This is a genomic window from Microbacterium sp. MAH-37 (genome assembly GCF_009758255.1).
Taxonomy (GTDB): Bacteria; Actinomycetota; Actinomycetes; order Actinomycetales; family Microbacteriaceae; genus Microbacterium.
Window position 1 is genome coordinate 137,622 of sequence record NZ_WSEN01000002.1, and the last position, 13,267, is coordinate 150,888.

At 69.8% G+C, this 13,267-nt stretch carries 14 protein-coding genes; all 14 read left to right on the forward strand.

What is annotated here, in order from left to right; translation table 11 throughout:
- The first annotated feature begins 4 nt into the window (after window positions 1-4).
- Window positions 5-1,237, forward strand: a complete 1,233-nt coding sequence (locus tag GON06_RS01125; RefSeq protein ID WP_157310481.1) for a sugar ABC transporter substrate-binding protein — start codon at window positions 5-7, stop codon at window positions 1,235-1,237.
- Between the two features lie 66 nt (window positions 1,238-1,303).
- The gene (locus GON06_RS01130) at window positions 1,304-2,923 is read left to right on the forward strand and encodes an ABC transporter permease subunit (protein ID WP_157310482.1); all 1,620 of its coding nucleotides are present in this window, start codon (window positions 1,304-1,306) and stop codon (window positions 2,921-2,923) included.
- Window position 2,924: 1 nt separating this feature from the next.
- The gene (locus GON06_RS01135; protein WP_157310483.1) at window positions 2,925-3,806 is read left to right on the forward strand and encodes a sugar ABC transporter permease; all 882 of its coding nucleotides are present in this window, start codon (window positions 2,925-2,927) and stop codon (window positions 3,804-3,806) included.
- A gap of 36 nt (window positions 3,807-3,842) precedes the next feature.
- The gene (locus tag GON06_RS01140) at window positions 3,843-4,175 is read left to right on the forward strand and encodes a PadR family transcriptional regulator (RefSeq protein WP_157310484.1); all 333 of its coding nucleotides are present in this window, start codon (window positions 3,843-3,845) and stop codon (window positions 4,173-4,175) included.
- A complete protein-coding gene (locus tag GON06_RS01145) occupies window positions 4,172-4,786 on the forward strand; it encodes an HAAS signaling domain-containing protein (RefSeq protein WP_157310485.1) in 615 nt (204 codons plus the stop codon). The genes GON06_RS01140 and GON06_RS01145 overlap by 4 nt, the downstream gene beginning before the upstream one ends.
- Before the next feature lie 80 nt (window positions 4,787-4,866).
- The gene (locus GON06_RS01150) at window positions 4,867-5,022 is read left to right on the forward strand and encodes a hypothetical protein (protein WP_157310486.1); all 156 of its coding nucleotides are present in this window, start codon (window positions 4,867-4,869) and stop codon (window positions 5,020-5,022) included.
- Between the two features lie 77 nt (window positions 5,023-5,099).
- On the forward strand, window positions 5,100-6,092 hold the full coding sequence (locus tag GON06_RS01155) for an ABC transporter (protein ID WP_157310487.1): 993 nt from the start codon (window positions 5,100-5,102) through the stop codon (window positions 6,090-6,092).
- Window positions 6,093-6,157: 65 nt separating this feature from the next.
- Window positions 6,158-6,595, forward strand: a complete 438-nt coding sequence (locus tag GON06_RS01160; RefSeq protein ID WP_332837050.1) for a hypothetical protein — start codon at window positions 6,158-6,160, stop codon at window positions 6,593-6,595.
- A 59-nt stretch (window positions 6,596-6,654) separates the two neighbouring features.
- The gene (locus GON06_RS01165) at window positions 6,655-7,302 is read left to right on the forward strand and encodes a spermidine/putrescine ABC transporter substrate-binding protein (protein ID WP_332837051.1); all 648 of its coding nucleotides are present in this window, start codon (window positions 6,655-6,657) and stop codon (window positions 7,300-7,302) included.
- 98 nt (window positions 7,303-7,400) lie between these two features.
- Complete coding sequence (locus GON06_RS01170; protein WP_157310488.1) at window positions 7,401-7,877, forward strand: DUF2975 domain-containing protein; 477 nt, start codon at window positions 7,401-7,403, stop codon at window positions 7,875-7,877.
- Window positions 7,877-8,092: a helix-turn-helix domain-containing protein gene (locus GON06_RS01175; RefSeq protein ID WP_157310489.1), complete on the forward strand. Its 216-nt coding sequence runs from the start codon at window positions 7,877-7,879 to the stop codon at window positions 8,090-8,092. Before GON06_RS01170 ends, GON06_RS01175 begins: the two co-directional genes overlap by 1 nt.
- A gap of 76 nt (window positions 8,093-8,168) precedes the next feature.
- Window positions 8,169-12,197 (forward strand): SCO7613 C-terminal domain-containing membrane protein, encoded by a 4,029-nt coding sequence (locus GON06_RS01180; protein WP_157310490.1) that lies wholly within the window; start codon window positions 8,169-8,171, stop codon window positions 12,195-12,197.
- Between the two features lie 218 nt (window positions 12,198-12,415).
- Entirely contained in the window at window positions 12,416-12,784 is a 369-nt protein-coding gene (rpsL, locus tag GON06_RS01185) for a 30S ribosomal protein S12 (RefSeq protein ID WP_116241735.1), read from the forward strand.
- A gap of 5 nt (window positions 12,785-12,789) precedes the next feature.
- Window positions 12,790-13,260, forward strand: a complete 471-nt coding sequence (gene rpsG, locus GON06_RS01190; protein WP_116241736.1) for a 30S ribosomal protein S7 — start codon at window positions 12,790-12,792, stop codon at window positions 13,258-13,260.
- Window positions 13,261-13,267: the final 7 nt, after the last annotated feature.

A 13,267-nucleotide genomic window follows, 5' to 3' on the forward strand; every position in this document is an offset into this window, starting at 1 on the left:
ACCAATGAAGGTGAACAAGAGGAGCATCGCGGCCTTCGGCGCGATCACCGTTCTGACCTCGCTGGCGCTCGCCGGCTGCAGCAGCGGATCCACGGACGACAAGAGCTCGGACGCGGGCGCGAAGAGCGGCAAGCTCACCGTCTGGGTCGACGCCGAGCGCGTCGACGCCCTCAGCGGCGCCGCCAAGGCCTACGAGAAGAAGACCGGCGTCGAGGTCGACATCGTCGGCAAGGATGTCGACACCATCAAGGACGACTACATCCAGCAGGTGCCGACCGGCAAGGGCCCGGACATCACCATGGGTGCCCACGACTGGCTCGGCGAGCTGTCCACGAACGGCGTCGTCGCCCCGATCGAGCTCGGAGACTCGGCCGACGACTACCTGCCCGTCGCGCTGCAGGCGTCGACCTACGACGGAACCACCTACATGCTCCCGTACGCGGTCGAGAACATCGCCGTGCTGCGCAACACCGACATCGTGGCGGAGCCGGCGACGAGCTTCGACGACATGATCGCCAAGGGCAAGGCCGCCGGTCTCGAGCAGCCGTTCGTCGTCGAGCAGGGCAAGGACGGCAACCCGTACCACCTGTACCCGTTCCAGACCGCGTTCGGCGCTCCGGTGTTCGGCACCGACGACAAGGGCTCCTACGACCCGACCGACCTGCAGCTCGGCAGTGACGGCGGCTTCGAGTTCGCGAACTGGCTGTCCGCACAGGGCAAGGCGGGCACGCTGAACACCGACATCGACGGTGAGATCGCCAAGCAGCAGTTCATCGACGGCAAGGCCGCCTTCTGGCTGACCGGCCCGTGGAACGTCGGCGCTGCGAAGGATGCCGGCATCAACCTGGCCATCGACCAGATCCCCAGCCCGACCTCCGAGGTCGCCTCGCCGTTCGCCGGCGTGAAGGGTTTCTTCGTCAGCTCCGAGTCGAAGAACAAGGTCGCCGCCAACGACTTCCTGGTCAACTACATCGGCACCGAGGACGTCCAGCTCGAGCTGTTCAAGGCCGGCAACATCCTGCCCGCCCTCACCGCAGCCGCCGACACCGCGGCAGCCGACCCGATCATCGCGGGCTTCCAGAAGGTCGGCGCGGACGCCGTGCCCATGCCTGCGATCCCCGCGATGGGCTCCGTATGGGAGTTCTGGGGCATCGCCGAGGCCGCCATCATCAACGGCGCGGACCCGCAGGCGACGTGGCAGAAGCTCGTCGACGACGTGACGGCCGCGATCAAGTAATCAAGTCCACCGCTGCCGGGGCAGGGCATCGCCCCGCCCCGGCAGCCGTGCACGACGGGGTGAGGGATGAGCCAGACCACGACTGAGCAGGAGACGCCGCAGGCGCCTCCCACGAAGAAGCAGCGCCAGGCCGCGCGGATCGCCGAAGCGGCATCCGGCAGCATCCGGTGGATGCTGCTGAAGATCCTGCTGCTGGCGATCGTCGACGCGATCGCGCTCTATGCGGCGTTCGTCCTGGTCTCGCACCGGGAATGGCTGGTGCTCGGCGTCGTGGTCGTCGTCGCGGCGCTGGTCAACTGGATCTACTTCAGCCACAAGCGCATCGCGGCGAAGTACCTCACGCCCGGGGTGATCTTCCTCGTCCTGTTCCAGGTGTTCACGCTGCTGTACACCGGGTACATCGGCTTCACCAACTACGGCACCGGGCACAACGGCAGCAAGGACCAGGCGATCTCGTCGCTGATGGCCTCCGCCCAGGAGCGCGTCGAGGACTCGCCCACCTACCCGGTCACCGTCGTCGAGCGACTCGGTACGCTCGGCCTGCTGGTCACCGATCCCGAGGACGGCGAGGCGAGCGTCGGCACGAACGAGCAGCCGCTGCAGGATGCTCCTGACGCGACCGTCGAGGGCGGCAAGGCCGTCGCGGTCGACGGCTGGACCACACTCTCCTTCGCCCAGGTCATCTCCCGCTCGAGCGAGATCGAGAAGCTCTCGGTGCCGTTCAGCGAGGATCCCAACGACGGCGCGATCCGCACGCCGGACGGCCAGAACGGCTACCTCTACGTCTCCACGCTGGTCTACGACGCAGACGCCGACACCATGACCGACACGCGCACCGGTGCGGTCTACAGCGACACCGGCGTCGGCGCGTTCACGGCCGAGGACGGCGACCAGTTGATGCCCGGCTGGCAGATCACCGTCGGCTTCGACAACTTCGTCCGGGCGATCACGGATGCCTCGATCCGCGGGCCGCTGATCTCGGTGACGATCTGGACGTTCGTGTTCGCCCTCATCTCCGTCGCATCCACGTTCTTCCTCGGCCTGCTGCTGGCACTGGTGTTCAACAACACCCGGATGCGCTTCCGCAACGGCTACCGCATCCTGCTGATCCTGCCCTACGCCTTCCCGGCCTTCCTGTCGGCGCTGGTGTGGGCGGGCATGATGAACGAGAGCTTCGGCTTCATCAACCAGGTGATCTTCGGCGGGGCGTCCATCCCGTGGCTCACCGACCCGACGCTCGCGAAGGTGTCGGTGCTGATCGTGAACCTGTGGCTCGGCTTCCCCTACATGTTCCTGGTCTGCATGGGTGCCCTGCAGGGCATCCCGGATGACGTGAACGAGGCCGCCGCGATGGACGGCGCGAATCCGTGGCAGATCTTCCGGCGCATCAAGCTGCCGCTGCTGCTGGTCACTGTGGCGCCCCTGCTGATCTCGTCGTTCGCGTTCAACTTCAACAACTTCAACCTGATCTACATGCTCACGGGCGGCGGTCCGCGCTTCACGGACGTGTCGATCCCGGTCGGGCACACCGACATCCTGATCTCGATGGTCTACAAGGTGGCCTTCACCGGGCAGACCCGCGACTACGGTCTGGCGTCGGCGTTCACCATCCTGATCTTCATCGTCGTCGCGGTGATCTCGATCGTGAGCTTCCGCAAGACCAAGGCCCTCGAGGAGCTGAACTGACATGAGCACCGCAGTCTCGTCCCGCCGCTCCTTCGGCAAGTGGTTCGCCGACACCGGCTGGCGGCACGTCGTCGCCATCGTCGTGAGCGCGTTCGCGATCTTCCCGCTGCTCTACGTGCTCTCGGCATCGCTGAACCCGAAGGGCACGCTGACCGGTTCGAACCAGCTGTTCTCGGCGATCGGCTTCGAGAGCTACGTGCGCATCCTCACCGACCCGAAGAATCCGTACCCGATGTGGTTCTGGAACACGCTGGTGATCGCCACGGTCACCGGGTTCGTGACCGTCTTCCTCGGCGCGCTGGCCGCGTACGCGTTCTCGCGGATGCGGTTCAGCGGCCGCCGCGTGGGTCTCGTGACCATCGTGGTGGTGCAGATGTTCCCGCAGCTGCTCGCCGTGGTGGCGATCTTCCTGCTGATGTCCACGCTCGGCGACTGGTTCCCGGCGATCGGGCTTAACACGCACACCGGCCTGATCCTCGTGTACCTCGGTGGCGCACTCGGGGTGAACACGTACCTGATGTACGGCTTCTTCAACACCCTGCCGATGGAGCTCGACGAAGCCGCCCGCATCGACGGCGCAGGCCATGCCCGGATCTTCTTCACGATGATCCTGCCGCTGGTCGCACCGATCCTGGCCGTCGTCGCACTGCTGTCGTTCATCGGCACGGTGAACGAGTACGTGATCGCCAGCGTCATGCTGATCGACCCCGACAAGCAGACCCTGGTCGTGGGCCTGACCAAGCTGGTGTCGAATCCGCGTTACGCGGACTGGTCGGCGTTCTCGGCCGGTGCCGTGATGGCCGCGGTCCCCGTCATGGTTCTCTTCCTCTTCCTGCAGAAGTACATCGTCGGCGGTCTGACCGCCGGCGCCACGAAGGGCTGATTCCGCTGTCTTGCGTCACATGCTAGCTTGTGACGCATGACAGCCGACATCGGAGCGCAGATGCGCAAGGGCGTCGTCGAGTACTGCGTGCTCGGCCTGCTCTCGCGCGAGCCGATGTACGGCTGGCAGCTGTCCGAGGCGCTCACCGAGTCCGGGCTCATCGCGAGCATCGGCACCCTGTATCCGTTGCTCGCGCGCCTGCGCGACAACGGCTGGGTGTCGACGTTCGAGATGCCAGGCGAGTCCGGCCCGGTGCGCAAGTACTACCGGTTGACGGATGCCGGGGTCGCGCAGCTCGCACAGTTCCGCACGCATTGGATGCCCTTCGCCCGCACCGTGACGGGCCTCGTCGGGGAGGACCGACCATGACGACCGACACCGCCGACTACCTCGCCAGGCTCGACGCCGCGCTGCGCGACGTTCCGCACGGCATCGCCGCCGAGATCCGCGCCGGGATCGTGGAGGAGTTCGACGGGCTCGCGCCGGATGCCGCGGCCGCCCGCATCGCGCAGCTCGGCGACCCCGCCGAGATCGCACGGGAGGCGATGGATGCCGGTAGTGCGGAGCGCCCGAGCGCGACTGCCGCGCCGATCGCCCCGGCGAAACCCGCGGTGACATCGACGAAGGGATTCGCGATCATCGCGGCGCTGGCGCTGCTGTGCGGCGGGTTCGTCATCCCGGTCGTCGGGTGGTTCGGAGGGGTCGCGCTGGTGATCCTGAGTGGCCTGTGGCGCAGGTGGGAGAAGGTCGTGGCGATCTTGGGACCGCTGGCGCTGATCGCGGTCCTCGGGCTCCTCGCCATGGTCTTCGCTGCTCTCGGGTCCGGGCAGGAGCAGCAGGGTGGCCCGATGAACCCGCTGGTGCCGACGCCTCTCGACAGCTGGCACGCAACCTTCATCCTGGTGTTCCTCCTCGTCCCCGCATCGGGTCTCTGGCTGCTCTGGCGCCTGCGAGGCCGCACGGTGCCGCCGGCATCCTGAGCTCGCGCTCCTCCGCTGTCCGCGCACACACGGGGTGTGTCTGACGCGCGGATGCCGCAGGCGCGGCGTACGGTGGCGGCATGAGCGCTCGGGTGGGAGGGCGGAACAGGGCGATCGCCTGGGTCGCCGGATTCCTCTGCGCGTGCGTGGTCGCCGTGCTGCTGTGGTTCGCGCAGCCGGCCGGTCCCGCACTCCTGCAGCTCATCGGCGAGAGCCTGCGCAACTCGATGCCCTGACACGTCGGCACGCCTCCTCTCGTCGCAGTCCGGCGCGCGCTAATCTCGCACAGAACCCACCGATGAGAGGCGGCACCATGAGCGACCCCGAGGTTCCCCAGCCCGAGAAGCCCGGCGACGTCGACGACGTCGTGGACAGCGCCAAGGCCGGACTCGCCGACGCCGAGGCCGCCGCTGCCGGCGCACCTGAGTCGAAGACCGGCGATGTGCCGGATGCCGCGGACGAGTCCGCCGCGACCGCCGACGAGACTGCTGCGGACGCCGCACCGGTCGACCCCGACGCCGCGGCCTTCGCCGAGGCGGAGAAGTCGTTCCCCGGCACCTTCACGACATCGGTCGACGACGTGGCCGACGACCACGAGCCTCCGACGAAGATCGAGTACTCCGCGACCGACGACGTCGCCACGGCGGCCTACGGCGCCTCGGCGACCGCTGCCGCAGCCGCTGCCGCCGAGACGCAGGTCGTCCCGGCCGAGCCGATCGTCGACGCGCCGCCGCCCCAGCCGCAGCCGATCTTCGTGCAGGCCCCCGAGCCTCCGCGTCCTCTGGGCAACCGCGGCACGGCAGGCGCGATCGGCCTGCTCGCCGCGCTGTGCTTCGCGATCCTGCTGCTCGGTGTCACGCTCGCGATCGGCGCCGTAGGTGGCGATGTCACCGGCGAGAACGTCGGCGACAAGGCGCTCGCGCCGCTGACCACCTGGGCGTTCTGGACCCCGGTCGTCGTGTTCTTCATCGCGTTCTGGCTGCTCGGAGCGATCATCAACCGCGGGCGCTGGGGCCACTGGGTCATCTGGGGCCTGCTGGTCGGTGTCGCGGCCTGGGCCGGACACCTGCTCGGCCGGCTGTTCGAGGCGCCGTTCTGGACGCTCTCCGCCCAGCAGGGCGTCGACCTCGTGCAGGAGCAGCTGTTCGCCCCGCTCGCGATCGCTGCCTTCATCATCGGCCGCGAGCTCACCATCTGGTTCGGAGCCTGGGTGGCGCGAGCGGGCGCCCGCAAGACCCAGCTGAACATCGAGGCGCAGCGCGAGTACGAGCGCACCCTCGAGGCCGGCCCCAGCCTGTCGAGGTAATCACGTCCACGACGCCGTCAGACCCCCGCGACCCGCAGGCCGCGGGGGTCTCGGCCGTCCTGGCGGTGGTACTCACGACCGTCCTCTTCCTCGGGTTCGCGATCCTCGGCCTCGGGATGCTGAGCTACTTCACCGACTCCGACATCCTCGACGTACCCGCCCTCGGCCAGTACCCGGCAGTCGTGGGCATGATCATCGCGATCGTCGTGTTCGTCACGACGCTGATCCCCGCGGTGCGCCCGCAGCGGCCCGCGTATCCCGCATCCGTCCTGGTCGCCCTGGCGACCGCCCTCGCACATCTCGCCGGGGTGTGGCTGGCGGCGCTGATCGGGGGAGCTGGCGTGACGGCGGCGACGGCGGCGGCCATGCAGCTGATGCTGGGTGGCTCGACCGTCGTGATCGGCCTCGCGGCGCTCGTCGCCGCGTGGATCGGGATCGCCCTGCGCCGCACTCGTGCGCAGAAGCCGCAGTGGCCGTGGGAGGACCGGGCCGGAGACGAGTGAGCGGGGCGGATTCCGCGCGGTTCCGCGCCTGCGCGGCATCCTCCGCTTACGCTTGACCCGTGGAGCGCTCGCTGGAGACGCAGGTGGACCAGGCCGTGGAGGCCTGGCTGCGCTGGGTGCCGCGCTGGGAGCCGGCCACCCACCGCGGTCGCGTCGCGCCCTGCCGTCGCTGCCTCGGCTCGCCGGTGCTCTCCGCCGTCGGGATCGGCGGCAACGTGCCGCATGGGGTGCAGCACGGGCTGTCCACGCGCATCAAGACGATCGTGGATCGCTCGGTGGCCGAGTACACCGCACGCAACCTTCCGATGCTGCAGCGCGAGCTCGATCAGCAGGCCGCCCGCAACAGGTCGCGCAGCTATCGACCGGGGGAGGATCTCGACCCGGAGTACGACGGGATGCCGCTGGATCCCGACCCGGTGCCAGGGGCGCCGTTCCTTTTCACCGTCGCCGGGATGGCGGACGATGCCGCCGCCGATCTGCCCCCGCTCCCACCGCTGAGTGAGGATGCCAAGGCGGCGCTGCGCCAGGAGGTGGCACTGGCCGACGAGTACGCGAACATGGTCGGGCGCGAGATCTGCGGCATCCTGCTGCGGCACCGTCTTGCCGTGCAGGGCGCGATCTCGCAGTATGTCGAGCCGCAGATCGAGGCGATGCTCGCCGAGCTGAGCGAGGCACTGGACTCGCCGTTCGACCCCGACACGTTCTGACCCTCACGCTCTGGGAATCGCGCGGTGCGATTGTGCTGTCACCATCGCAGCGGCTATCGTTTTTCGATAGATATGCACTGTCTATCGATAGGAACATCATGCAGCCCCGTGCCACCTTCGCCCTGAAGGCATTGATCGTCGTCATGCTCGCGCTGCTGCTGGTCGCGCAGGTCTTCATGATCCCGCGGATCGCCGCGAGCACGGCCGAGAGGAATCCCGACGTGGCCTTCCTCGAGGTTCCCGGGATCATCGGCGCCGTGCTGTTCCTCGTGCTGATCGAGATCGTTCTGCTGTGCGTGTACCGCTTGCTCACCCTGGTGAGGGCCGACAGGATCTTCAGCTCGGACGCCTTCCGCTACGTCGACGTCATCGCCATCACGATGCTGGTCTCCGCTCTGCTGATCGCGGTGAGCTACGGCGTCGTGTTCGCGGCCCGCGCGGCGAACCCCGGCATCACGATCCTCGCGCTGCTCGGGATCACCGTCAGCATCGCGCTGACTCTCCTGGTGCGCGTCATGCGCGGACTGCTGCGCAAGGCGCTGCAGCTCGAGCAGGACCTGTCCGAGGTGGTCTGATGCCCATCGTGATCGACATCGATGTCATGCTGGCCCGCCGCAAGATGAGCGTCCAGGACTTCGCCGACGCCATCGGCATCACGCCCGCCAACGTCGCGGTGCTGAAGAACGGGCGGGCGAAAGCGGTGCGGTTCACCACGCTCGACGCGATCTGCCGGGTGCTGGAGTGCCAGCCCGGCGACATCCTGCGCTGGGTGCCGGAGGGGGAGCGATGACGAGTTGTCCACATGGATCCTCAGGGGCGGCGGCGAGGCCGCCAGCGTCCTGTCAGGTCGGCGACGGGGAGAAGCGATGACCACCATGAATGAGCGCGGCATCGACTGGAGCGAGCAGGCGGCCGCGCATCTGCTCGACGCCAGGACGTGTCCGATCTGCGTCGCCGCGCAGTTGGTCGACGGTCGCTGCCCGCAGTGCGGTGTCGATCTCACAGGGCGGGCCGGCGCCGACCTCTGGGCTGCGTCCGTGGAGGCGGCCCGCGTGCTGCGTTACCGCGCGAACCTGCAGCGCGGCGCCTTGGCGACCCGCACGCCGGCGCACCTGCCGGCGCAGGTTCCGGTGCCGGATGCGTCGGCCGCGGGGTCGGCGCATCCGACGGATGCCGTGGCGGGGGAGTCGGCGCGGATGCCGGTTGCGGCACTGTCCGCGGTCGCAGCGCCCGTCGCCGCCGCGCCGCCTGCCGCACCCGCCGGCGCACCGCCGGCTCCCGCAGCACCGCTGCCGGATGCGCAGGCCCCGTCGCAGGCCGGCGCTCAACCGGGCATGCAGCCCGCCGCGCCCCCGGCTCCGCTTCCGTCTGCGAACCGCGCCGCGAGCCCCGGGGCGAGTCTGCAGTCGGTGCTCGCCACCGCCGGAGCCGGACTGTTCGCCGTCGCGGCGATCGTCTTCACGTTCTTCAATCCCGACCTGGCTGACCGCGCCGTGCGCAGCGTCATCATCGGGCTCGTCACCCTGGTGTTCCTCGGCGGCGCGTGGCTGCTCGCCCGACGCCGGTTGCAGTCCTCCGCCGAGGCCGTAGGCGGTCTCGGCCTGGTGTTCGTCGGGCTCGACGTGCAGGCGGTCGCAGGCACCTGGGTCGATGACACGACTTCCTGGACCGCGGCGGCGATCGCGACCGGCGTCGCCGGCGGGCTGCTGCTCGCTGCGGCGCTGCGCGCGCGTATCAGGATCTGGCTGTGGGCGGCGCTGCCGGCGCTGGCCGCGGTGCCGGCGATGCTCGGCTTCGCCGCGCAGGACGCACTCCTCGGCGCGCTGCTGCTGGCAGGGTCCGCGTTCGCCGGAACAGGGCTCTGCGCGCTGCTGCCCCGCTTCGCCCTGCTGTTCCCGCTCAAGGAGACCCCCGCCGCCGCGCCCGTCCCGCCCCTGCCGCCGGTCGCGCTGAACTCGGGGGCGGCGCCGACGGCCCCGCCCCGCCCGCGGCGTCCGCTCGCCGCCGAGGCGGCGGTGCTCACGGCGGCGCAGCTCATCGCGACGGTGCTCGCCGTCGGGCGCATCGTCCTCGCCGGACGCGGGGAGTTCCTCATCGCACTGGTGCTCGCCGTGCTCGCCGTGCAGGCCGTGCTCGCCGCCAGATACGTGATCCCCAGGCTCTGGGCATTCCTCTCCGGTGTTCTGGGCGCTGTCGCCGGGGCGTTCGCCGCGGTGGGCCTGAGGCCGGACGGCGCATTGGACTGGACGATCACGGTGATCGTCGCAGGGGCGGCCGTCGTCCTCATCGGCACCGCCGTCGTCCCGCTGCCCGCGCGCACGCCGCGCCCCCTCCTCGCGGCGGGAGCCGCCGTGACGGTCGCCCTGACGAGCGCGCCGTCGGTGATCGGAGGCCTGATCATCGGCTCGTCGCTGCTGCGCAGCACGGCCGACATCGCTCAGAGGTACCCGCTCTCCGAGACGACGACGGCGGCGGTCGTGGCGCTCGGCGTCGTGGCCGTCTGCCTGGTCGTGTTCGCGCTGCTGGCCGCATCCCGGCCCGACATCGCCCGGCTGACCGTGCCCGCTCACGCCGTGGCAGTGCTCTACGGCACGGGCGCGGTCCTCGCCCTCGGCTGTTCTGGGCTGATCGTGCTTCCGGCGAGCATCGGCGTCGTCCTGGCGGCGGCCGCCGCGGTCGGCTTGCTCCTGGTGCGGACCCGTGGCCGGGGTGCCGAGGTGGTGCGCTGGATGCTGACGGTCGCTGTGCACGTCGCGCTGCTCGTCGCCGTCCTGCTGTCCTGGCAGGACCGCGCCCTGGTGCCGTACGCCGGCGCCGCGACACTCGTCGTCCTCGCCGTGGCGGCGCGCACGCTTCCGGCCGAGGTCCGGTTCCTCCATGTCGGAGCAGGCTACGCCTACGCGCTCGCGCTCGTCGCGACGGCACTGTCGCTCGGGGGCGTGATGGGCATCGCGCAGTTCTCCCTGACGGCATCCGCCGGTCTGCTCGGTGCCATCGTGGCCACCTTCCTGAGCAGGATCGGCGCCCGCAACTGGTACGCGGTGCTCGTCGTGGCCACGGTCCCGTTCGCGATCGGGATCGTGCAGGTGCTCGTCGAGCGCAGCGGGTGGACCGCACTGTCCACCGGCCTCATGTTCGTCCTCGCCCTCGTGCTGCTGACGACCCGGCGGCCGGGGCTCACCGCACCCGTGCGGATCGCGGCGGCCGGGCTGCTCGTCCCGACACTGGCGGTGGTCGTGGTGTGCCTGTGCGCACAGCTGCTTGCACAGAGCGGGTCGCCGGTCGCACTGCCGATCATCGCCGTGCTGGTGGCCTTCGCGCTGGCATCCGGCGTGCTCGTCAGCGACCTGCTCGTCGCCCGCGGACGTGACGAGCGCACGGCCGAGGCCGCCCGCGTGGCGATCGAGGCCTCGGCCCTGCTGACCGGAGCGATCGCCGTCGTGCTCGCCCTCGCGCGTGAGGCGGCGGGACTGGGCACCGCCTGCCTGGTGCTGATCGTCCTGGGGGTGGGCGCCGCGCTCGCATCCGGGGTCGCAGGACGTCGGTACGGATGGTGGGTCGCCGCGGCGTCGTTCACCGGTGCGCTGTGGTCGGCTTGGGCTCTGGCCGGGGTGGAACTGCCGGAGGCGTACCTGCTGCCGCCCGCGCTCGGCGCTGCAGTGGTGGGCATCGTCCTGACGATGCGCGGTCGCCCGGCCGTCGGGCTGTTCGCCGTGGGGCTGGGCGTGGCGACCGTGCCGCTCGACGTGCTGCTCGCAGCGGCGCCGGGCACGGATGCCGTGCCATGGCGTGCATTCGGGCTGCTTGCTGCGGGCTGGGCGCTGCTCGGACTGATCGCACTGATCGCACGAGCATCCGCATCGCGACTGCATCGCCTTCGCGTATTGCGCGCGCCCGCGCTCGGCGCCGCCGCGGTCGCCGCGATCGCGGGCACCATCCAGGCCGCCCGGTGGGAGAGCGGAACGGATGCCGCTCCGCTGGCGCCCTCGCCGATCGGGGTGCTCCTGGTCGGCGCAGGCCTCAGTGCGCTCGCATCGCTCGCGCTCGTCGTCGTGGTGCGGATGCTGCGGGGCCAGGCATCCGCTGTCGCGCATCTGCGGGAGAGCACACCTGCTGCGGACGGGGCAAGCGCGGGCGGCCGCGCGAAGCGCACTTCTCCGCGGGAGGCGCACGGCTCGCTCGGGCAGTTCACGGCATCGCGGTGGCTGTACGCGCCGGCCGTGCTGGCGTTCACGATCGGCGTGTGGCCCGCCATCGAGCGGGACTGGGCGGTGATCTGGACGATGTGGTCGCTGATGCTGGCCGTGCTGATCCTGATGCTCTGCGCGGCAACGGCCCGCGGGGCGATGCTGCCGCCGGTGTGGTTCCTGTTCGGCATCGCCTTCGTCACTGCGGTGGTGGCATGGAGCCCGCGCGACCTGCGGGTGGAGTGGTTCTCGCTGCCACTGGGCGCGTTCCTGCTCGCCGCGGGCGCGCTGGGGCTGAGGGGCGACGGGATGACCGAGCACGCCAGGGTGGTGGACTGGCCACGCGGCTGGCGGGGTTCCTGGCCGCTGCTCGCGCCGGGCCTGATCGTCATGATGTCGGCATCCGTCGTGTCGACGTTCACCGATCCGCTCACGTGGCGGGCGATCCTCGTGATGGTGCTCGCGCTCGTCGCGATCCTGGCCGGAGCGTCGCGGCGGCTGTCGGCACCGTTCATCATCGGGCTGATCGTGCTGCCGATCGAGAACGTGTTCGTGTTCTCGGTGCAGCTCGGCCGCGGCATAGAATCCATGCCGTGGTGGATCACCCTCGCCACGATCGGCGCCGTGCTGCTGATCATCGCCGTGGCAGGCGAACGGCGCGAGGGCGCCGACAGGGGAGTGGTCGCCCGGATGCGCGATCTGCGGTGACCGGCGTGGCGTCCGCGATCATTTGACCGGTGGCGTTACGCCGGATTACACTTGGTCGAGTGTGCGCACTGCTGTGCGCGCATGTCAGGGCGCCGGCACTCGCCGGTCCGCCCCCACGGCATACCCATCACACCAAAAGCGCGGCGGTTCCGTCACGCCGGTGGGTCATGATGTGAAACCCATCATGCTGTCACCGTGCAGCACTATTAGGAGAGAACGTGCCAACCATTCAGCAGTTGGTTCGCAAGGGCCGTTCGCCGAAGGTCAACAAGACCAAGGCGCCCGCCCTGAAGTCGAACCCGCAGCAGGCCGGCGTGTGCACCCGTGTGTACACCACCACCCCGAAGAAGCCGAACTCGGCGATGCGCAAGGTCGCCCGTGTGAAGCTGCGCAACGGCACCGAGGTCACGGCCTACATCCCCGGTGAGGGCCACAACCTGCAGGAGCACTCGCTGGTGCTCGTCCGCGGCGGTCGTGTGAAGGACCTCCCCGGTGTCCGCTACAAGATCGTCCGTGGTGCGCTCGACACCCAGGCAGTCAAGAACCGTAAGCAGGCTCGTTCCCGCTACGGCGCGAAGAAGGGTTGAGTTAGATGCCTCGTAAGGGTCCCGCCCCCAAGCGCCCCGTCGTCAACGACCCGGTCTACGGCGCTCCGATCGTCACCTCGCTCGTGAACAAGATCCTCGTCGACGGCAAGAAGTCGCTCGCCGAGTCGATCGTGTACGGCGCGCTCGAGGGCGTCCACGCCAAGAACGGCGAGGACGCGGTCGCAACGCTCAAGAAGGCGCTCGACAACGTGCGCCCCACCCTCGAGGTCCGCAGCCGCCGCGTCGGTGGCTCGACCTACCAGGTTCCGGTCGAGGTCAAGCCGCACCGCGCGAACACCCTCGCGCTGCGCTGGCTCGTGAGCTACGCGAAGGGTCGTCGTGAGAAGACGATGACCGAGCGTCTGCAGAACGAGATCCTCGACGCCTCGAACGGCCTCGGTGCCGCGGTCAAGCGCCGCGAGGACACCCACAAGATGGCCGAGTCGAACCGCGCCTTCGCGCACTACCGCTGGTAAGCGGCTT